Source organism: Pseudomonas maioricensis, from assembly GCF_022790535.1.
GTDB lineage: Bacteria > Pseudomonadota > Gammaproteobacteria > Pseudomonadales > Pseudomonadaceae > Aquipseudomonas > Aquipseudomonas maioricensis.
Window position 1 is genome coordinate 17,385 of sequence record NZ_LOHG01000002.1, and the last position, 21,605, is coordinate 38,989.

General features: G+C 57.6%; 18 protein-coding genes. 5 read left to right on the forward strand and 13 right to left on the reverse strand.

Annotated features, from left to right (window positions below; all coding sequences use genetic code 11):
* Positions 1-16: 16 nt before the first annotated feature.
* The 10 genes from trpE to AUC61_RS02780 all read right to left on the reverse strand — a co-directional run bounded on the left by trpE (position 17) and on the right by AUC61_RS02780 (position 11,906).
* Positions 17-1,492 carry an anthranilate synthase component I gene (trpE, locus tag AUC61_RS02735; protein WP_243244359.1) on the reverse strand — a complete coding sequence of 492 codons (1,476 nt, stop codon included), beginning with the start codon at positions 1,490-1,492 and terminating at the stop codon, positions 17-19.
* Positions 1,493-1,566: 74 nt separating this feature from the next.
* The gene (locus tag AUC61_RS02740) at positions 1,567-2,385 is read right to left on the reverse strand and encodes a phosphoglycolate phosphatase (RefSeq protein ID WP_122666895.1); all 819 of its coding nucleotides are present in this window, start codon (positions 2,383-2,385) and stop codon (positions 1,567-1,569) included.
* Complete coding sequence (gene rpe, locus AUC61_RS02745) at positions 2,382-3,056, reverse strand: ribulose-phosphate 3-epimerase (protein ID WP_243244360.1); 675 nt, start codon at positions 3,054-3,056, stop codon at positions 2,382-2,384. The genes AUC61_RS02740 and rpe overlap by 4 nt, the downstream gene beginning before the upstream one ends.
* Positions 3,057-3,224: 168 nt before the next feature.
* Positions 3,225-4,373: an iron-containing alcohol dehydrogenase gene (locus AUC61_RS02750; protein ID WP_243244361.1), complete on the reverse strand. Its 1,149-nt coding sequence runs from the start codon at positions 4,371-4,373 to the stop codon at positions 3,225-3,227.
* Positions 4,374-4,605: 232 nt separating this feature from the next.
* On the reverse strand, positions 4,606-5,430 hold the full coding sequence (locus AUC61_RS02755; protein WP_122666897.1) for an ABC transporter permease: 825 nt from the start codon (positions 5,428-5,430) through the stop codon (positions 4,606-4,608).
* Between the two features lie 11 nt (positions 5,431-5,441).
* A complete protein-coding gene (locus AUC61_RS02760) occupies positions 5,442-6,689 on the reverse strand; it encodes an ABC transporter permease (protein ID WP_243244362.1) in 1,248 nt (415 codons plus the stop codon).
* Positions 6,690-6,769: 80 nt separating this feature from the next.
* Complete coding sequence (locus AUC61_RS02765; RefSeq protein WP_243244363.1) at positions 6,770-7,804, reverse strand: ABC transporter substrate-binding protein; 1,035 nt, start codon at positions 7,802-7,804, stop codon at positions 6,770-6,772.
* An 84-nt stretch (positions 7,805-7,888) separates the two neighbouring features.
* Positions 7,889-9,013 (reverse strand): ABC transporter ATP-binding protein, encoded by a 1,125-nt coding sequence (locus tag AUC61_RS02770; protein ID WP_122666900.1) that lies wholly within the window; start codon positions 9,011-9,013, stop codon positions 7,889-7,891.
* Positions 9,014-9,270: 257 nt separating this feature from the next.
* Entirely contained in the window at positions 9,271-9,900 is a 630-nt protein-coding gene (locus tag AUC61_RS02775) for a response regulator (protein WP_243244364.1), read from the reverse strand.
* Positions 9,897-11,906 carry a PAS domain-containing sensor histidine kinase gene (locus AUC61_RS02780; RefSeq protein ID WP_243244365.1) on the reverse strand — a complete coding sequence of 670 codons (2,010 nt, stop codon included), beginning with the start codon at positions 11,904-11,906 and terminating at the stop codon, positions 9,897-9,899. The genes AUC61_RS02775 and AUC61_RS02780 overlap by 4 nt, the downstream gene beginning before the upstream one ends.
* 120 nt (positions 11,907-12,026) lie before the next feature.
* On the opposite strand from AUC61_RS02780, the gene AUC61_RS02785 reads away from it, so the two are divergent.
* Complete coding sequence (locus AUC61_RS02785) at positions 12,027-12,992, forward strand: alpha/beta hydrolase family protein (protein ID WP_243244366.1); 966 nt, start codon at positions 12,027-12,029, stop codon at positions 12,990-12,992.
* Between the two features lie 84 nt (positions 12,993-13,076).
* On the opposite strand, the gene AUC61_RS02790 is transcribed toward AUC61_RS02785, so the two are convergent.
* From AUC61_RS02790 to AUC61_RS02800, 3 genes are all read right to left on the reverse strand, one after another.
* Entirely contained in the window at positions 13,077-13,841 is a 765-nt protein-coding gene (locus AUC61_RS02790) for a DnaJ domain-containing protein (protein ID WP_243244367.1), read from the reverse strand.
* Positions 13,842-14,513, reverse strand: a complete 672-nt coding sequence (gene murU, locus AUC61_RS02795; RefSeq protein ID WP_243244368.1) for an N-acetylmuramate alpha-1-phosphate uridylyltransferase MurU — start codon at positions 14,511-14,513, stop codon at positions 13,842-13,844.
* A 63-nt stretch (positions 14,514-14,576) separates the two neighbouring features.
* Positions 14,577-15,602: an aminoglycoside phosphotransferase family protein gene (locus tag AUC61_RS02800; RefSeq protein ID WP_243244369.1), complete on the reverse strand. Its 1,026-nt coding sequence runs from the start codon at positions 15,600-15,602 to the stop codon at positions 14,577-14,579.
* A 129-nt stretch (positions 15,603-15,731) separates the two neighbouring features.
* On the opposite strand from AUC61_RS02800, the gene AUC61_RS02805 reads away from it, so the two are divergent.
* From AUC61_RS02805 to rsmA, 4 genes are read left to right on the forward strand one after another with little or no spacing between them, the layout of a single operon-like run.
* Positions 15,732-18,509: an LPS-assembly protein LptD gene (locus AUC61_RS02805; RefSeq protein WP_243244370.1), complete on the forward strand. Its 2,778-nt coding sequence runs from the start codon at positions 15,732-15,734 to the stop codon at positions 18,507-18,509.
* Positions 18,490-19,812 carry a peptidylprolyl isomerase SurA gene (surA, locus tag AUC61_RS02810; RefSeq protein ID WP_162873895.1) on the forward strand — a complete coding sequence of 441 codons (1,323 nt, stop codon included), beginning with the start codon at positions 18,490-18,492 and terminating at the stop codon, positions 19,810-19,812. Before AUC61_RS02805 ends, surA begins: the two co-directional genes overlap by 20 nt.
* Positions 19,809-20,798: a 4-hydroxythreonine-4-phosphate dehydrogenase PdxA gene (gene pdxA, locus AUC61_RS02815; RefSeq protein WP_243244371.1), complete on the forward strand. Its 990-nt coding sequence runs from the start codon at positions 19,809-19,811 to the stop codon at positions 20,796-20,798. Before surA ends, pdxA begins: the two co-directional genes overlap by 4 nt.
* Positions 20,795-21,601 carry a 16S rRNA (adenine(1518)-N(6)/adenine(1519)-N(6))-dimethyltransferase RsmA gene (gene rsmA, locus AUC61_RS02820; protein ID WP_243244372.1) on the forward strand — a complete coding sequence of 269 codons (807 nt, stop codon included), beginning with the start codon at positions 20,795-20,797 and terminating at the stop codon, positions 21,599-21,601. The genes pdxA and rsmA overlap by 4 nt, the downstream gene beginning before the upstream one ends.
* Positions 21,602-21,605 lie beyond the last annotated feature (4 nt).

Genomic DNA, 21,605 nt, shown 5'->3' on the forward strand with positions numbered 1-21,605 from the left:
CCAACATATTGGATGCTTACTGCTCCTGCTCAGCCAGCGCCACAGCGCGGAACATCGCCCGGCGTTTGTTCAGGGTTTCTTCCCATTCCAGTGCTGGCACCGAGTCAGCGACGATGCCGCCACCGGCCTGCACGTGCAGCTCGCCGTTCTTGATCACGGCGGTACGGATCGCAATCGCAGTGTCCATGTTGCCGTTCCAGGCCAGATAACCCACCGCGCCGCCGTAGACGCCACGCTTGACCGGCTCAAGCTCGTCGATGATTTCCATGGCGCGGATCTTTGGTGCACCGGACAAAGTACCTGCTGGCAGAATCGCCCGCAGAGCATCCATCGCGGTCAGCCCGCTCTTCAGTTGGCCAGTGACGTTGGACACGATGTGCATCACGTTCGAGTAACGCTCGATGACCATTTTTTCCGTGAGTCGGACAGAACCGATTTCCGAAACACGACCGGTGTCGTTACGCCCCAGATCGATCAGCATCAAGTGCTCGGCGATTTCCTTGTCATCCGACAGCAGGTCTTTTTCTAGTGCCACATCCGCTTCTTCATTGGCACCGCGAGGACGCGTACCGGCGATCGGGCGAACGGTAATCAGGTTGTCTTCAACCCGAACCAATACTTCCGGCGAACTGCCAACGACATGGAAGTCGCCAAAATTGAAGAAGTACATGTAAGGCGTCGGGTTAAAGCAGCGCAGCGCCCGGTACAGATCAATCGGCGCGGCTTTGAAATCGATGGACATCCGCTGCGACGGAACCACCTGCATGACGTCGCCCGCCAGGATGTACTCCTTGATGGTATCAACTGCCCGCTCGTAGTCGTCCTGAGTAAAGCTGGAGCGAAACACCGGATCAGCCGCTTGCGGCCGGGTCAGGTCCAGGCCACGACGCGGGGTGATCGGCTGACGCAGTTTCTCCATCAGCTCATCCAGACGCGCCAGACCGCTTTCATAAGCGTCCTGCTGTGCCGGATCGACCAGCACGATAGCGTGCATCTTGCCCGCGAGGTTATCGAACACCACGACGGCATCCGAAACCATCAGCAGGATGTCAGGCACGCCCAGCGGATCCGGATTCGGACATTTGCCGAGACGCTTCTCGACATAGCGAACACAGTCATAACCGAAGTACCCCACCAGCCCGCCGTTGAAACGTGGCAGGCCAGGAATGGTCGGTACGTTGTAACGCGCCTTGAAAGTTTCGACGAATGCGAGCGGGTCTTCGGTCTCAAGATGCTCGATCTCGACGCCGTCGTGAGTGACCCGAACATCGTGATCGTGAACGCGCAAAACGGTACGGCACGGCAAACCGATGATCGAGTAACGGCCCCATTTCTCGCCGCCCTGCACCGACTCCAGCAGATAGGAGTTCGGTTGGTCGGCAAGCTTGAGGTAGATCGACAGCGGCGTGTCAAAGTCGGCCAGGGTTTCGTAGGCCAACGGGATACGGTTGTAGCCAGCAGCAGCCAAACGCAGGAATTCTTCGCGATTCATCATCAGCCTCGTGGGTGAGGGTTAGCAGTCAGGTAAGCAAACGGTGCCGGATGTCGTGTCCAGCGGGAATCAAGTCAGGCGCGCCAACGCCAGCGGGCCAAGGCCTTGATGACTTTCATCCAGAGTTTGCGAGTGACCACCACGATGGAATCTCTAAAGGAAGGATCTTTGATTTCCGGCAACAGTATCCCAGCGTCCAGATCCAGGCAACCGGGAATCAGACGCCGCAGGTCATCAATGACCAGCGCCGGGGACTCTTCTTCAATCGGTCGACCATGGTTGTAGCCGTAGCTCATGGCGACGCAAGACACGCCAGCAGCCTTGGCGGCCTGCACATCACTGCGTGAGTCGCCGACGAACAGCGATTGTGAGGCCGGAATATTGGTCATTTTCATGACAAAAAACAGCGCCGCCGGATCAGGCTTCTTCGTTGGCATGGTGTCGCCACCAATGATCAGACGGAAAAAGCGGCCCAGCTTCATCTCATCCAGCAGAGGCGCAACAAAGCGCTCCGGCTTGTTAGTGATCAGCGCCATCTCGACGCCCATCTTCTGCAACCATTTCAGGGTTTCGCGAACACCGGGGTAGACCGCCGTGAACTCATGCTTTTCGGCATAGAACTTCATGAAGATTTCCAGCGCCTGCTCGGCCTCAGCATCATCGACACCGCTGTGGTCCAGATCATTGGCCAGAGCACGGCGTACCAGAACGGGCGCACCGTTGCCAATCCAGTTCCGGACCTGCGCCAATCCGGCCGCGGGACGGCCCAGTTCGAGCAGCATTTTGTCCACAGCAACGGCCAGATCGGGTACCGAGTCCACCAGTGTGCCGTCCAGATCAAACATGATCAGCTTGGGCAGTCGCCCTGGAAACAGTTGCTCGAAGCCGCTCATGCGCGAGACAACGCCAGTTCTGCACGCATCTTGTCGATGACTTGCTTGTAGTCCGGGGTATTGAAGATGGCGGAACCGGCGACAAAAGTGTCAGCACCGGCGACCGCGATCTCGCGGATGTTGTTGACGTTCACGCCGCCGTCGATTTCCAGACGGATGTCCAGACCCGAGGCATCAATCAAGGCACGCGCTTCACGCAGTTTGTTCAGCGTACCCGGAATGAATTTCTGACCGCCAAAGCCAGGGTTAACGCTCATGAGCAGGATCATGTCGACCTTGTCCATCACGTACTCCAGCAGGTTCAGCGGAGTCGCCGGGTTGAACACCAGGCCTGCCTTGCAACCGCCTTCCTTGATCAATTGCAGCGAACGATCAATGTGCTGCGTCGCTTCCGGGTGGAAAGTGATGTAGCTGGCACCGGCGTCGATGAAGTCGCCGATGATGCGATCCACCGGGCTGACCATCAAGTGCACATCAATCGGTGCTGTCACGCCGTATTTACGCAACGCCGCGCACACCATCGGACCGATGGTCAGGTTCGGCACGTAGTGGTTGTCCATCACATCGAAGTGAACAATGTCGGCGCCAGCGGCCAGCACAGAGTCGACTTCCTGGCCCAGGCGGGCGAAATCGGCGGAAAGAATCGATGGAGCAATAAGGAAGGGCTGCATGACGCACCTTTTTGAGCAGAATCACGGTGGCGCGCATTGTACTCCAAGACTTTCTGGAAAACTCCAACCCCTGTAAGAGCTGCCGACGGCTGCGAAGCCGGTGTGCCTGATGCACCGCTATTCGCAGCCTTCGGCAGCTCCTACAGAAGTGCATCAGCTCAGAGGACCTCAATACGCCGCGCGGTAGATTTTTTCGATATCTGCGGCCGTCAGCTTGCGCGGGTTGTTGCGCATGAGGCGGTCGATCTTGCTGGCCTCCTCCGCCATCGCCGGGATCGCGTCTTCGGGCACGCCGAAGCTGCGCATGCCTTTGGGGATGTCTACCGCTTCGCATAACTCCGCCATGGCTTGCACTGCATGGTTGGCTGCATCCTCATCGCTGAGATGCGCAACCTTCAACCCCATGGCCTCGGCGATGTCACGAAAACGCTCAACACACGCCATTTTGTTCCAGGCCATCACATACGGCAGCAACAGCGCATTACTGACACCATGGGCAATGTTGAAGCGCCCTCCCAGCGGATAAGCCAACGCATGCACCGCGCCCACTCCGGCATTACCAAACGCCATCCCGGCCATCAGGCTGGCAGTCGCCATATGTTCACGAGCGAGCAGATCAGCAGGGTTGGCGTAAGCCTTGGGCAACGCCTTGACGATCAGCTTGATAGCCCCAAGCGCCAGCGAGTCGGTGATCAACGAGCGATTGACTGACAGATAGGACTCGATGGCATGCACCAATGCGTCCACACCACTCGCGGCGGTAACGCTACGGGGGCAAGTCAGCGTCATGACCGGGCTGACCAGCGCCACGTCCGGCAGCAAGTAATCGCTGACAATGCCCTTTTTCAGTTGTGCTTGTTTATCGGAGAAGATCGCCACGTTGGTGACTTCGGATCCAGTGCCCGCCGTGGTCGGGATCGCGATAAGCGGCGGACCTTTACGCTTGACCTGATCCACGCCAAACAGGTCCGCAAGCGGCCCGTCATGGCCAACAAACGCAGCCACGCCCTTGGCGATATCAATCGCGCTGCCGCCGCCCAGACCAATTAAACCGTCATGAGCACCTCGGCGATAAGCTTCGGTGCAGTCTTCGACGATGGAGATTTCCGGTTCGGGTTTGACCTGATCGAAGGTCCCATACGCCCGCCCGCCCAATTGCGCCAGCACAAGGTCGACCGTGCCGCTCTTGACCAGAATCACATCGGTGACAATCAGAGGTTTGTTGATATTCAGTCGGTTCAGTTCGGCTGCCAATTGTTCAATGGCAGCGGCGCCGGTGACCAGCTTATTGGCGATTTTGAATGCAGCAATACTCATCAGCTCGGCCCTTTGGAATTGTTATGGCGAGGGAGGACGAGCAGAAGGATAGATCAAATGGTGATGATGGCCCTGCAGGAGTGGCCCCGGTGTTTCTGACACCACGCTGTCGCGAAGTGAACACGCCCTCTGTAGGAGCGAGCTTGCTCGCGATTCGGTCTGTCAGTCGATGTATTGTCGCCGGTGCTGACACTATCGCGAGCAAGCTCACTCCTACAGAGGGGGAGTGTGTTTATTCCACCGCAGTACGCAGCTTCTCGCTGCGGCCACGCAGCCACTCCAGCACCAGTAGCAATACCACCGAGAAGCCAATCAGCAGGGTCGCGGCAGCGGCGATGGTCGGGCTGAGGTTTTCCCGGATGCCACTGAACATCTGCCTTGGCAGAGTTGCCTGCTCTGGCCCGGCAAGGAACAGCGTCACGACCACTTCATCGAAAGAAGTGGCGAAAGCGAACAGCGCGCCCGAAATCACACCTGGAGCGATCAACGGCAACGTCACGCGACGAAATGCCGTGAGGGGTGACGCACCCAGACTGGCAGCAGCCCTGACCAGATTGTAATTAAACCCCTGCAAGGTGGCCGACACAGTAATGATCACAAATGGCACGCCGAGCACCGCGTGCACCAGGATCAACGACAGAAAACTGTTTCCCAGGCCCAATGGAGCAAAGAACAGATAGCTCGCCACGCCAATAATGACGACCGGCACCACCATCGGCGAAATCACCAGCGCCATCACCAACGCTTTGCCGGGGAAGTTGCCACGGGTCAGACCTATCGCTGCCAGGGTGCCGAATACCATCGCCAGTACCGTCGCGGCGGGTGCGATCAGCAAGCTGTTTTTCAACGCCCGCATCCACTCATTGGAATTGAAGAAATCCTGATACCAATGCAGTGAGAACCCTTGCAACGGGTAGACCAGAAAACTGCCAGAGTTGAACGACAGCGGAATGATCACCAACACCGGAAGAACCAGAAACAACAGAATCAGGCCACACAGGATACGCAGCGCGTAATACCACACACGTTCCAGCGGCGAGGAATAAGAACTCAACATGGCAATGCTCCTCAGCTCAAACGCAGGCGGCTGGCGCCGACCAGCCAGCTATAGATCAGATAAAGCACGATGGTCGCCAACAGCAGCAAACCGCCCAATGCCGTGGCCATGCCCCAGTTGATGCTGGTATTGGTGTAGAAGGCGACAAAGTAGCTGACCATCTGGTCGTTCGGGCTGCCCAGCAATGCCGGGGTGATGTAGTAACCAATCGCCAGAATGAACACCAACAGACAACCCGCGCCGATCCCGGCATAAGTCTGCGGAAAGTACACCCGCCAGAAACTGGCGAACGGGTTACAGCCCAGTGAAATCGCCGCTCGCATATAAGTCGGCGAGATGCCTTTCATGACGCTGTAAATCGGCAGAATCATGAACGGCAGCATGATGTGCACCATCGAGATGTAAACGCCCACCCGATTGAATACCAGCTCCAGCGGCTTATCGATGATGCCCATGGCCATTAACGCGCCATTGATCAGCCCGCTGGATTGCAACAACACAATCCAGGCGGCGACCCGAACCAGAATGGACGTCCAGAACGGCAGCAACACGAGAATCATCAGCAGGTTGCTTTGTCGCGCAGGAAGATTGGCCAACAGATAAGCGAGCGGATAAGCCAGGACCAGACAGATCAGGGTGATTACAAACCCCATCCAGAAGGTGCGCGCAAAAATATCCAGGTAGATCGCTTGATCAGGGGTCGCAGGTGCGACTTCACCAAGATCATCGATCCGGTGGTCAACTGCGGCCAGCAAATAATAGGGGGTGACGTTGCTGGTATTGCGACGGATCACCTGCCAATAGGCCGGATCTCCCCACCGCTCATCCAGTGCTTCGAGTGCATCTTTATAAGAGGCTGGTTCTTCTTTGAACGGCAGCGCACGGGCGGTGCTCATCAGGAGGCTGCGATAACCGGCCAGCTCCATGTTCAGACGCTTGGACAGATCACCAAGGGTTGAGTTTTTGCGGGTTTCCGCCAGGTCCATACTCAGAGCCTTGTAGACCGGCTCCGAGGGCAAGCCCTTGCCGTCCCATTTCGCGACTTCGATCACGGTAGTCGGCAAAGCATTAACCACTTCCGGGTTGCCGACGCTTTTGTATAGAAGCGCCACAATCGGTACCAGAAATACCAGCAACAGGAAGATCACCAACGGCGCGATCAAGGCCTGAGCCTTCCAGCGGTTGACCCGCTCGGCACGAGCCAGACGTTGCTTCAAGGTAGGGCTGGCGCCTTCAGTCAGGGGCACGGCGATGGCCATAGCGAACTCCGAAATCTTTGAACGAAGGGCGCATTCCCTACTGTAGGGAACGCGCCCGGATCTAACTCAACCAGATGCGCTTACTTGGCAGCCCAAGAGTTAAAGCGCTGCTCCAGTTGCTCACCGTTGTCATTCCAGAACTTCACGTCTATCTGCACCTGATCCTTGATGTTTTCTTCGGTGGTCGGCATGTTCTGCAGGGTTTCAGCGCTCAACAGTTTGACGGCGTCGGTGTTGGCCGGACCGTAAGCGATGTTTTCCGAGAAGGTCTTCTGCTGCTCAGGCTGAAGGCTGTAAGCGATGAACTTCTTCGCCGCTTCGGCATTTTTCGAACCCTTTGGAATGGCCCATGCGTCGAAGTCATACACGCCGCCGGTCCATACCACTTTGAGTTTGCTTTCTTTGGCGACCGCGGCGATGCGACCGTTGTAGGCAGAGCTCATGACCACGTCACCCGATTGCAGGAACTGCGGCGGCTGTGCGCCCGCTTCCCACCACTGAATGCTCGGCTTGAGTTTGTCGAGCATCTTGAAGGCGCGGTCCTGACCGTCTTTGCTGGCCAAGACTTTGTAGACGTCTTTTGGCGCAACACCATCAGCCATCAATGCGAACTCCAGGGTGTACTTGGCGCCTTTACGCAGGCCACGCTTGCCCGGGAATTTTTCGGTGTTCCAGAAATCGGCCCAGCCGGTCGGCGCCGAAGCCAGTTTGTCGGCGTTGTAAGCCAGCACGGTGGACCAGACGAAGAAGCCTGCACCGCAATGAGTGATCGCGCCCGACACGTATTTCGATTTGTCGCCGAACAGCGCAGGATCCAGCTCTTCGAACATGTCTTCATCGCAGCCGCGAGCCAGTTCCGGAGACTCAACTTCTACGAGATCCCAGTTAACGCTTTTGGTGTCGACCATAGCTTTAACTCTGGCCATCTCGCCGTTGTACTCGCCAGCGATGATCTTGCCGTTGCCCGCCTTTTCCCACGGGGCGTAGAAGGCTTTTTCCTGGGCTGCCTTGTTGGCACCACCAAACGAAATCACGGTCAGGTCAGTGGCGGCCATGGCTTGCGCGCCGCACATCATGCCCAGCGTAATTGCGGTGAGTTTCAAAGATTTGAGCATTTGGTTGTTTTCTCCACGAGCAGTGTTGGTATATGCGTTGTGGGCGATGAATTCGCCTCTGGCTGATGCCTTTTTATTGATAGATCAATGCACGTGCTGCAAGGGATCGAGTGCGCGAACGTGCTCGATTTGCCATCCAATTGGCACAACATCGCCAACACTCAACGCCGGATCCAGCTCGGCGATGGGTTGCTTGACGAAGAAGTCGGTTTTACCTGCCACCTCCAGGCGCACACGAACGTGGTCGCCCAAATACACAAATTCTGCGACGCGACCGGAGAAACGGTTCACGCAGCTCTCGCTGTTGCCATTCAAACTGATGCGCTCCGGGCGAATCGACAATGTCACGGCGTCGCCGACCTGGCCGACATTGACAGCCAGCGCCTCGACTTTTTCGCCACGCTCCAGCTCAACCACGCACCGCTCGCCGTTGTGGCTGAAAAGCTTGCCGTTGAGGCGGTTGTTTTCGCCGATGAAGTTGGCAACGAAAGTATTTTTCGGCTCTTCATAAAGATTGCGCGGTGGTGCGATCTGCTGGATTTCGCCTTGGTGAAAAACGGCCACGCGGTCGGACATGGTCAGCGCTTCGCCTTGGTCGTGAGTCACGTAGACCACGGTTACGCCAAGGCGCTGGTGCAAATGCTTGATTTCCATCTGCATGTGCTCACGCAGTTGCTTGTCCAGCGCGCCCAGCGGTTCATCCATCAGCACCAGTTGCGGTTCGAAGACCAGTGCGCGAGCCAATGCCACGCGCTGCTGCTGACCGCCGGACAGTTGGGCCGGATAGCGATGAGCGAACGTGCCGAGCTGAACCATGTCCAGTGCACGTTTGACCTTTTCAGTGACATCGGTCTTGCTCATGCCACGCACAGTCAGCGGGAAAGCCAGGTTCTCAGCGACGGTCATGTGCGGGAACAGCGCGTAGTTCTGGAACACCATGCCGATATCGCGCTTGTGCGGCGGCACGTTGTTGATGGCGCGACCCGCCAACAGGATTTCACCGGCCGTTGGTGTTTCGAAACCGGCCAGCATCATCAGGCTGGTGGTCTTGCCGGAGCCGGACGGGCCTAGCAAGGTCAGGAACTCGCCTTTGCGAATATCCAGGTTAAGGTCTTTGACGATAAGGGCTTCGCCGTCGTAGCTCTTCTGCACACCACGGAAGCTGACCAGAACATCATTAGCCCCAGCGCTTGATTCGACGTTGCTCATTACCCACACCTTTGTTTTGTCTGCGTGAGAGCAAGCCTAGTTTAGGCCGCAGGCCGCGCAAATCGGGGGGTAGGAGAGAATGGGGTAGGGATTGCCCTACAGAGATGGCGGGGATAGGTATGTGCAGCTTAAGTTTTTTGTTGTCTGGGATGACGCTATCGCGAGCAAGCTCACTCCTACAAGGGATCGCGGCCTCCTGTAGGAGTGAGCTTGCTCGCGATGGCTACTTTTCAGGCGACAAAGATGTCGTTTTCAGATCACAACAACTTATGCTCCATCGCATATTTCACAAGATCAGCCAGAGAATGGAGATTCATCTTTTGCATCAGCCGCGCTTTATGCGTGCTGATGGTTTTGCTGCTCAGGTTCAATTGCTGGGCGATATCGTTAACGTTCGCCCCCTGCGCCAGTCGTTCGAATACCGAGAACTCGCGCTCCGACAGCAGTGAATGCAACGGGCGGTTATCGGTCAGCCCCACTTCGAAAACCATCCGGTCTGCCAGGTCCGGGTCAATGTACCGACCGCCAGACGCCACTCTCCGAATCGCGGTCAACAACAACGCCGGGTCGCTGTCTTTGGTGGCATACCCGGCAGCACCGACCTTTAATGCCCTCGCTGCCATCTGCGCTTCATCATGCATCGACAGAACGAGGATCGCGGGTGGATTGCTCAACGCACGGATACGGGGAATCGCCTCCAGACCATTGACGCCCGGCATCGAAATGTCCAGCAGCACTACCTCACACTCCACCTGGCGCAGGGTTTCCAGCAACTGCTCGCCATTGCTGGCCTCACCCACCACGAGCAAGTCCTTGGCCAGGCCAATCAGTTGCTTGATGCCCTCACGCACAATGGTGTGATCTTCGGCTACCAGTACACGAATCACTTCTGTTGCTCCTGCCCGACTTGATACAGCGGAATGTACGCCCGCAAGGTTGTGCCCTCACCTGACTCGCTGTCCAGTTCCAATCTGCCACCGAGCATCAATACCCGTTCACGCATACCGACCAGGCCAAACGAAACAACCTTGCCCTGCGGTTGAACAAAGCCCACGCCGTCATCGGCAATGGTCAGACACATCACACCCTCATCAAGCGTAAGACTCACCTCAACGGTATGCGCCTGGGCATGACGCATGACATTGGTCAACGCCTCCTGAAGTATGCGGAACATGCCGATCGCCCGCGCATCGCTCAACGCAGGCAGATTATCCGGCACATCCACCAGGCACGGTATCTGAGTGCGCGCTTCAAAACGTTGCGCCTGCCATTCGATGGCGGAGGCGATACCGGCATCGAGGATCGGCGGGCGAAGCGCGGTGGCCACATCGCGCACCAACTGGAACAGCTGGGATATCAGACGCTTCATGCTGTTGAGCCGATCGCGCAAGCCTGGATCAAGATCGGCATAGGCCAGTTCACACATGGAGGTTTCCAATTTCAGCACCGTCAGCATTTGTCCCAGCTCGTCATGAACCTCGCGGGCGATACGCGCCTTCTCCTCCTCACGCACGCTTTCGAGGTGTGCGGACAGCTCGCGCAATTGCTCATGGTAACGACGACGTTCGGTGACGTCGGTGAGGAACACCACCAGATACTCGGACGCCTCGAAACGCAGAAAACTCAGAGAAACGTCGGCCGGCAGAATGCTGCCGTCGGAGCGCACGCAATTGGTTTCGAATGTCTGGGCGATGCCCTCGCGGGAGCGAGCACTTTTCCACAAGCCTAACCAGCGATCCATGTGCAGGGTGGGCTCGAAATCAATCAACGGCCGGTCCACCACACCGCCCGACGCATAGCCCAGCATGGCTTCTGCCGCATGGTTGGCGTAGCGCACCCGACTGTCCCAGTTGACCCAGAGAATGCCTACCGTGCTTTGATCAATGGAAAACTGGGCCAGCCTCAAGGCTTCTTCGCCCGCCTCGCGCCGGGCCAGGTCTTCGCGAGCCACTAACACCTCTCGCTCCAGCGACTGCTGCTGGCGCCGCTGCCAGATCACGATGGCGAAACTGGCCAGTAGCAATACCAGAAGCAAAAGGCAGATGTTCTGCCAGAAGCCCGGTGACTCGCTGGCTTTGACCGCGTTAAGCGGCAACCAGCGCGCATGTAACTGGTCAAGCTCTTTAGCGGGAATGGCGTGCAGGGCAACGCTGATAATTTCCGCCAACTGCGGCACATCCCGTCGGGAGGCAACACGCAGCAGTTGGGGATAACCGATATCGCCGACAATACTCAGCCCGGCAAACTCCGGCTCCCGGGACAACCGGCTGAGCTGCGCCTCATCCAGCACGGCATAGCGCGCCTGCTGGCTCAGCAACAATTGCAGCGCTTGTCGATCCAGTGGCACGCCTTGCAAATTGATGTGTGGATAAGTACTGCGCAGGTAGTCGGCAGTCACGCTGGGCATGCGAATCACCACACGCGTGCGGCTGTCGAGTTTCTCGAGATCCACGACGCCAGAACCATCGCGCTCGCCCACCACCAGTTGCGAAACCCGCATGTAGGGGTCGGAAAACAGCCAGAGGCGCAGGCCTGCCGGGGTCTGGGTCAAGCCCGGGGCGATATCCACCATACCCTGTGCCAGCGCCTCTTCGAGAGCGGCCTGATCAGGGAAGTTGCGCCATAGCAATTCGGTTTGCAGGCTTTTCGCGAGTAAATTCATCAGGTCAACGTTGGCACCGGAAAGCTGCTGCTGACGACGATCCAGCTGTGCATAAGGCGCTTGCATGACCAGGCCGACACGCAAGGGGCCACGCTGCGCAAGCCACGCTCGTTGCTCGGTCGACAGCGGTGTTGACACGGCAGGTTCCGAGTCAGCGCGGGCCGTAGTATTGAAAATCATCAAGAGCAAGGCCAGACAGCCGATAACTCCAGTGCGCCGCAGAACCATCATAAAGGCCGTTCCCATGTGTTCGATGTAGCCCCTTGAACTGATGCGCCGCTCAAGCATGAGCCTGACAAATCTTTACCAACCCATTAGGCTGCCGGGATAGTTTCTGGCCTGGAATATCCAATGTCCTACACATTTCGCGCAACGCTTCCTACGCTCTGTCTGGCGCTGATACTACCCTGCGCGTTACCTGTCCTGGCGGCTGATCCTGCCCCCGCAAAAGACCCGGCAACCGAACCCGCTGTCGAACGCGCACCATTGCTACCCCGCACCCAGGAAGACGCGCTGGCCCTGGAGGGGCGCTTGCCGGTTGCCGATCAGCAGCAATTGCAGGCTGGCGAAGACAGCTTTCTCGCACTCTGGAAACCTGCAAACACTGACGACCCAAAAGGCGCGGTCATCATTATTCCGGGAGCCGACGAATCAGCCGATTCGCCAGACACAGTAGGCCCCCTGCGTCGCAAGTTTCCAGATATCGGTTGGGCCAGCCTGAGCCTGACCATGCCCGACCAACTCGCTGATTACAGCCAGGCCAGAGAAGCAGAGGGGCCAGCCGAAGCAGGTAACGCTGAAAAGCCTAAAGATGCCGCCCCCACCGACGCCGATAAAACCGCAGCAGCAGAAAAGCAGGCCGCAGCAGAAACCGCGCGCGCTGCCGCAACCGAAGAGCAAGCCAAGGCCCAGGCTGAACGCATTATTGCTCGAATCGAAAGCGGCATCAGCTTCGCACAACAGAACAAGGCTCGCAGCATCGTCCTGCTCGGTCACGGCAACGGCGCCTATTGGGCCGCGCGGTACCTGAGCGAGCGCCCGGCACCGTTGGTGCAAAAATTCGCCATGGTCACAGCGCGGGAACCGCAAGACGCAAAACCGCTGCTCACCGAACTGATACCGGGCCTCAAGGTGAAAACCTCTGACTTTATCTATAAAGACGCGACCCAACGAGCAGCGGTTGAACGCCTGCAAGTCAGCAAGCGCACAAAAGGACCGGGTTACAGCCAGATTCCCCTGACCGCAATTCCGGGTAACTTCGCCGCCGAACAGGAACAGATGTTCCGCAGAGTTCGCGGGTGGGTTGAAGCCCAGTGATCGAGAGTTGAAATACTGCACCAGTACAGACTGTGTGGGAGCAGGGCAAGCCCTGTTCCCACGGGATGAAGCACGACGCAATAATCAAAACCCGCGCCGCGCTTTGATCACCTTGTAGGCGTTATGCAAATCCTGGGTGCGGTCCGTTGCGTCGCGCACCTGCAACTGGCTCGCGCCTGAACCGGCCACCTTGTCCGGATGGTGCCGACTGAGCAGACGGCGGTAAGCTCGCTTCACATGCGCCGGTTCGGTATCGGTCTGCACCCCCAGCAACTTCAACGCTGCCTGATAATCGCTACTGTTGTTAGCCAGCGGCTTTCGGGGAACCTCATGCTCAGCGGCTAAAGACGCCACTCTTGTTGCAGACCAGCCGAGCCACTTGCCCCACCAGACGATTAGCTCTCGCTCGCCACGTGAAGGGCTACCGTTGGCCCATGCCATGCGCCAGCAAGCACGCAACAATCCCTCAGCCGTATGGGGCTGGGGCGCGAGCCGACGCAGGTAACCGCGAAGATTATCCCCCCCATCCTTGCCCCGATTGAAGGCTGCGATAGCCCGACGCTGAGCAGAGTCCCCCATGCCCATACGTTGCATTTCAGCTCGCGCCTGCTGGATATGTTGCTCTACAACCCGCCCGTCCTTTTTCGCAAGCCGCCCCAGCAATACGAACAACAGCTCATCCTCACGCAGCGCCACGGGACCACCCATGCGCTCACGCAGATGCGCCCAGCTTTGCAGCGCCAGACGCCGATCCAATGCCTGTCCCAACAGCGCACCCAACAAGGCCCCGGGAATACTGGCAATGGCAAACCCAGCTCCGGCACCCAGCAATGTGGTCGGCCAGAGCATTCAGCGACCCGCCGCGAGCAATTGCTCAACTGCCGCCAGGCGCTCATGGGTACCTACATCAACCCAGCGCCCCGCGAAATGCTCACCTGTTACCTGTCCCTGATTCATTGCCGCACGCAATAAAGGCGCAAGCTTGAAAGCGCCGTCCTGGCAGCCCGCGAATAACCGTGGATGCAGAATGGCGATACCACTGTAGGTGAGCCGGGTGCCCGCATCGTGGTCGACGCGAACCTGCCCGTCGACCAACGAAAAGTCACCTGCGGGGTGATGCGCCGGGTTGTCGACAAGCACGAGATGAGCCAGACCGGCTAAAGGTACGCGCAGCGCTCTGAAGTCGTAATTGGTCCAGATATCACCATTGACGACGACAAAAGGTTGATCACCCAGCAGCGGCAAAGCACGAAAAATACCGCCGCCAGTCTCTAGAGGTTCACCCTCGGGAGAATACGCAATGCGTAGCCCCAGACGCTCACCGTCGCCCAGGTAGTCTTCGATCTGTTGCCCGAGCCAGGCGTGATTGATCACCACGTCATGGAACCCTGAGTCATGCAAGGCACGCAGATGGTACTCAATCAGCGGCACGCCGCCTGCACGAACCAGTGGCTTGGGTGTATGCAGGGTCAACGGGCGCATCCGTTCGCCTTTTCCTGCTGCGAGAATCATCGCTTTCATGCCAGCCTCGTCAACACAATCAATGACCTTGTTTTAGTAATGAACTTCATATCCGGAAGCGATTCAAACCGACCCGCCCGCCGGTTGCTGCAAGCTGCTCAGTAAATCGGCCAGTTCAGCCAACTCCGGACGCCGTGCCAACACCGTCTTGATATAGGCGAAAAAGCGTGGGACATCGGCCAGGTAACGGGGTTTGCCGTCACGGTGGCAAATACGGGCGAATATTCCGATGACTTTCAAGTGGCGTTGCACCCCCATGAGATCACTGGCTCGCATAAATGTGTCGAAATCATCCTGCACGGGGATACCCAGATCACGCGCCTTATCCCAATAGTTTTTCAGCCAGCCATGCACTCGCGGCTCAGGCCAACTCAGGAAGGCGTCCTTGAACAAGCACGTCACGTCGTAAGTAACCGGGCCGTACACTGCATCCTGAAAGTCCAGCACCCCAGGATTAGGTTCGCTTTGCATCAAATTGCGAGGCATGAAGTCGCGGTGTACCAACACCTTCGGCTGTGCCAGCGCACTCTCGATCAACACATCACTGGCCCGCTGCCATTTGGCCAGTTGCTGGTGATCCATCTCTATACCCAAGTGCTTGCGCACATACCACTCAGGGAACAGCTCCAGCTCGCGACGCAGCAAAGCGACGTCGTAGCTTGGCAACGGAGCATCCATTGGCAGTTGCTGATAAGCCAGCAGCGCATCGATCGCATCGGCAAACAATGCATCGGCGTTCTGTTCGTCAATTACGTCGAGATAGGTTTTTCGCCCCAGATCGTTCAGCAGCAAAAAGCCCTGAGCAAGATCTTCCGCATAAATTTCAGGAACATTAATCCCTGACTTTCTTAACAAATGAGCGATATCTACGAACGGTTTGCAGTTTTCCTGGGGAGGTGGAGCGTCCATGACAATAAAAGTTTGCTCACCACCCTCCCAACGGAAATAACGTCGAAAACTGGCATCACTACTGGCCGCAGTCAACGTGGCCGGGGGTATCACGCCCCAACCTTGCGCAGAGAAAAGCGCTGGGAGCTGCTCATCGAGCCAAGTTTTCAGGTGTTGCAGGCGTACATCTTGATCTGGCATTGCAAGGGTCTCCGACGGCGCTAGCCGTCAAGCGGGTCATGCTTTATTATCCGACATCTTTTTCAGCCCATCGAGAGGCGTGCGGCCCCCCCGCGGGCAGATGGCGCGCAGGAAGCCCGGATTAATAAGATGGCATTGAAATCCCCCGCGTTTCGTAAAAAATTTCCGTTGCTCGTAACCGGCAGTTTGCTGGCGATGCAACCTCTTGCCACCCAGTTCGCGGTCGCAGCGGAACAGTATGACTGTTCAGTGTCTGCTGCGGGCGCCTGGAATTGTGCGCCGAAGACCAATGCGGTCGAGCTGCCTCCACGTCCAGTGCATAGCACTACGTCGGTCAGCTCCAACGGCACGGTCACCTCGGACAGTAGCTCTACCAGCGAACCAGCCGTGGCCAAGACCCAGTTGGTGACCGAAGCCAAAGGGCGCGGTCTCAAATCGCGTAGTGCTGACTACAGCCACCTGGACTGGGTTCCTCGCGAAAGCCTGACCCCGGCACAACTGGCAGAAACCGGACCATACTGTTCCGGGGCCTACGTCGAGCCGATACGTCCTGGCATGGACGACAAGACGCCAATGAAAGACGCGCCGATGTTTATCGGTGCCAAAGCGTCGCGTTATCAGCAAGAAGAACAGATTGCTTCGCTGGCCGGTGACGTCGTCATGCGCCAGGGCAGCATGCAGGTCCAGGCCCAGGAGGCCAACCTGTACCAGGCAGAAAACCGTGGTGAGTTGAACGGCGACGTTCGCATGCGCGACAACGGTGCTCTTATCGTGGGTGACCGTGCCGAGTTGCAACTCGATACCGGTGAAGCCCAGATCGACAACGCCGAGTACGTGCTGCACAAGTCGAACGTGCGCGGTAACGCGCTGTACGCCAAGCGTGCCGAGAACGCGATCATTCGCCTCAAGGACGGTACTTACACAACCTGTGAGCCAAACAGCAACGCCTGGACGCTCAAAGGCAACAACATCACGCTGAACCCGGCCACCGGTTTCGGTACCGCGACCAACGCCACCCTTCGGGTCAAAGACATACCGGTGTTCTACACCCCGTATATCTATTTCCCGATCGATGACCGTCGCCAGTCCGGTTTCCTGCCGCCATCCATTGGCACCAGCAGCGATACCGGTCTCATGCTGGTCACGCCATACTACTTCAACCTGGCACCGAACTACGATGCCACGCTCTATCCTCGTTACATGTCCAAACGCGGCATGTTGATGGAAGGCGAGTTCCGCTACCTGACCAAAACCAGTGAAGGTCAGTTCGGCGGCGCCTACCTGAATGACGATGATGATGATCGTAAGCTGCAAACGGATTACGAAGACACTCGCTGGATGATCAACTGGCAGCACAAGGGCGGGCTGGATTCGCGCTGGCTGACCCAGGTTGACTACACCGACATCAGTGACCCGTATTATTTCCAGGATCTGGAAACCAGTCAGATTGGCGTGGAGTCACACGAGTTTCTGAACCAGCAGGGTTCCCTGACCTACCGTGGAGAGACCTTCACGGCACAACTGAACGCTCAGGCTTACAAGCTGGCGACCATTTCGGATATCACCCCTTACAACCGTCTGCCTCAGATCACCTTGAGCGGTTCTCTACCATACCGCCCATCCGGCTTGCAGTTTGATTACGACGCTGAAGCCGTACGTTTTGACCGGGACCTTGAAACCGGTAATTTCGTCGACAAGGACGGAAATATCGAGCGTCGTCTGGACCAGAACGTTGCAGGTCTTGCGCGAGCCAATGGCGATCGGTTGAACCTTGCTCCAGCTGTCAGCCTGCCGATGAACTGGTCCTACGGTTACCTGACACCGAAACTGAAATACGTTTATACCCAGTACGATCTGGACCTGGACGGCAGAGGCAAGCAAACCTTGCTGGCTGGCGAAGAGTACAGCAGCAGCCAAAGCAGAAGCGTTCCGGTCTTCAGCGTGGACAGCGGCCTGTATTTTGATCGTCAAACCCAGTGGTTTGGCACGAATTACCGCCAGACCCTGGAGCCACGCCTGTTCTATCTGAATGTCCCGGAGAAAGACCAGACCGACATACCGGTTTTCGACACAGCTGAAACCACGTTCAATTACAACTCGCTGTTCCGCGATAACCGTTTTGTCGGTTCCGACCGCATCGGCGATGAGAACAAGTTGTCGTTGGGCGTGACCAATCGCTGGATTGAAGACGACGGTTTCGAGCGTCAACGCTTCAGCATCGGTCAGGCACTTTACTTCGAGGACCGTAAGGTTCAGCTTCCAGGCATCGACTGGAGAACGCGTGACGACGCGCAGGCCAACGTCTCGCCTTATGCGCTGGAGTACTTGTACCGCTTCAACCGCGACTGGCGCTTCAATTCGGACTTCAACTGGGATCCGGATAGCCACAGCACCCGTTCCGGCAGTGCCATGTTCCACTATCAGCCAGAAGACAACGTCAACAAAGTTGTCAACTTCGGCTACCGCTACCGCAATGACCTGGTCCGCTACGACCAGAGCACCGGTCGGTGGAGTGTCGGTGGTGGTGACTACGGCACACCTGGCCAACCGGGCTACGTGAAGGACTACTACAAGATCCAGCAGCACGACTTCTCGGTCATCTGGCCGATCGTGCCGCAATGGAACGCAATCAGCCGCTGGCAGTACGACTACAACCGCAATCGCACAATCGATGCGTTCGGTGGATTCGAGTATGACAACTGCTGCTGGAAACTGCGCCTGATCAGCCGTTACTGGATCGACTATGACGAGTACAGCCAGGATGCCCCTCAGAATGAGAAAGGCGACCACGGCGTATTCCTACAAATTGTGTTGAAGGGACTTGGTGGCGTTACCGGCGCCAAAGTAGAGAGCTTCCTCGACAAAGGCATCGAAGGTTATCGTGAACGTGAAGACCAAGCTTTCTGATTGTCTGCGCCCGCTGTTGCTGGGCGCATTGTTCCTGGGGACTGCAGCGAATGCCGCAGTTCAACAACTGGACAGCGTGGCAGCCATCGTCGATAACGATGTGATCATGAAGAGCCAAGTGGACCAGCGTGTCCGTGAAGTTCAACAGACCATCGCCAAGCGCGGCTCGGGCGTACCACCCGCCGAGGCACTGCAGCCGCAGGTTCTGGAACGTCTGATTCTGGAAAACCTGCAACTGCAAATGGGTGATCGCTCCGGCATTCGCATCACTGACGAAGAGCTGAACCAGGCAATCGGCACCATTGCTGAACGCAACAACATGAGCGTGGAACAATTCCGCGCCGCGTTGGCCCATGACGGTCTTTCCTACAACGATGCTCGCGAGCAGGTTCGTCGGGAAATGATCATCAGCCGGGTGCGTCAACGCCGCGTGGCCGAACGCATTCAGGTTTCGGAACAGGAAGTGAAAAACTTTCTCGCATCCGACCTTGGCAAGGCGCAGCTCTCTGAAGAGTTCCACTTGGCAAACATCCTGATCCCTACGCCTGACAGTGCATCGTCGGACCAGATCCAGGCTGCTGCCCGTAAAGCTCAGGACCTGTACAGCAAGCTCAAGCAAGGCGCCGATTTCGGTCAGGCAGCCATTGCCAACTCGGCAAGCGAAAGCGCCCTCGAAGGCGGCGACATGGGCTGGCGTAAAGCGGCTCAACTACCGCCTCCGTTCGGTGACATGCTGGGTTCGATGCCTGTTGGCGATGTAACGCCTCCAGCTCGCACCCCTGGTGGTTTCATCATCCTCAAGTTGCTGGAAAAACGTGGCGGCCAAGGCCAGGCACAGATGCGCGACGAAGTTCACGTGCGTCATATCCTGATCAAGCCAAGCGAGATCCGCAGTGAAGAAGAGACCCGCCGTCTGGCGCAGAAAATTTACGACCGTATCGAGAGCGGTGATAACTTCGCCGATCTTGCGAAAAGCTTCTCGGAAGATCCGGGTTCGGCGCTCAACGGTGGTGATTTGAACTGGGTTGATCCTAACTCGCTGGTTCCAGAGTTCCGCCAGGTCATGAACGACACGCCGCAAGGCACGTTGTCCAAACCGTTCAAGACAGCCTATGGCTGGCATGTGCTGGAAGTGCTGGGCCGTCGTGCCACGGACGCAACCAACCAGGCTCGCGACCAGCAAGCGCTGACAGTTCTGCGTAACCGCAAGTATGACGAAGAGCTGCAAACCTGGCTGCGTCAGATCCGTGACGAAGCCTACGTTGAGATCAAACTCCCTGGCGCAGCCCAGGCTGCACAGTGAAACCCAAGCGTTTCGCACTGACACCCGGCGAGCCGGCCGGCATTGGTCCTGACCTTTGCCTGCTGCTCGCCACGCAGCTCCAGCCTCACCCCCTTATTGCCATTACCAGCCGCGACCTGCTTACCGAGCGGGCCGCGCAACTGGGCGTGGTTGTTGATCTCATCAGCGTGACACCAGAAGCTTTCCCGGACACCCCGGCGCCTGCTGGCAGCCTTTACGTCTGGGATACGCCACTGCAAGAGCCAGTGGTGACCGGTCAACTGAACAAAGCCAATGGCGCATTTGTCCTGCAAACCCTCACCCGTGCCGGGCAAGGCTGCGTGGATGGCTATTTCGTCGGCATGATCACGGCCCCTGTGCACAAAGGCGTCATCAATGAAAGCGGTATCGCCTTTTCGGGCCACACCGAGTTTCTGGCTGAGCTAACCCAAACTGAACAAGTTGTGATGATGCTGGCCACGGGTGACTTGCGTGTAGCACTGGTCACCACACACCTACCGTTGCGCGATGTGGCCGACGCGATCACCCCCGAGCGCCTGGAACGTGTCACACGCATCCTGCACGCCGATCTGGTGAACAAGTTTGGCATCGCTCAACCTCGCATTCTGGTGTGCGGGCTTAACCCTCATGCGGGTGAAAGCGGGCATCTGGGCCGCGAAGAGATCGACATCATAGAACCTGCTTTGGAGCGTCTGCGCAGCGAGGGCCTGGATCTACGCGGGCCACTGCCAGCCGACACTCTGTTTACCCCCAAATATCTGAAGCACTGCGACGCAGTGCTGGCGATGTACCACGACCAGGGCTTGCCTGTACTCAAGTACAAAGGCTTCGGGGCTGCCGTCAACGTGACGCTGGGGCTGCCGATTATTCGGACCTCTGTCGACCACGGCACCGCGCTGGATCTTGCAGGCACCGGTAATGTCGACACCGGCAGCCTGCAAGTCGCCCTGGAAACCGCCTATCAGATGGCCGAGACCCATTCATGACCGAGCAATTCCAACACAAGGCGCGCAAGCGCTTCGGACAAAACTTCCTGCATGACGCAGGCGTGATCGACAAGATCCTGCGAGCCATCCACGCGCGCCCGGAAGAGCGCCTGCTCGAAATCGGGCCCGGCCAGGGAGCCTTGACCCAAGGCATACTCGGCAGCGGCGCTCAGTTGGATGTAGTCGAGCTGGACAAGGATCTGATTCCTATCCTGATGCATCAGTTTGGTAACAAACCCAACTTCAACCTGCATCAGGGCGATGCACTGAAGTTTGACTTTACCAGCCTCAACGCCCCAGACAACAGCCTGCGGGTGGTCGGCAACCTGCCTTACAACATCTCCACGCCGTTGATTTTCCATCTGCTGAACAACGCCAATCTGATCCGCGATATGCACTTCATGTTGCAGAAGGAAGTGGTTGAGCGGATGGCGGCGGTTCCTGGTGGCGGTGATTACGGTCGCCTCTCGATCATGGTCCAATACCACTGCCGGGTTGAACACCTGTTCAACGTAGGTCCAGGCGCTTTCAACCCGCCACCGAAAGTCGATTCAGCTATCGTGCGTCTGGTGCCTCATGAAACCCTGCCACATCCAGCCAAGGATCATCGCCTGCTGGAGCGCGTGGTGCGTGAGGCGTTCAACCAGCGCCGCAAGACACTGCGCAACACGCTCAAACTACTGCTCAGCAGTGATGACATTACCGCCGCTGGCGTAGATGGCAGCTTGCGCCCCGAGCAGTTGGATCTGGCTGCGTTCGTTCGTCTCGCGGACAAACTGAGCGAGAAATCAGCTCAGGCTTGAGCGT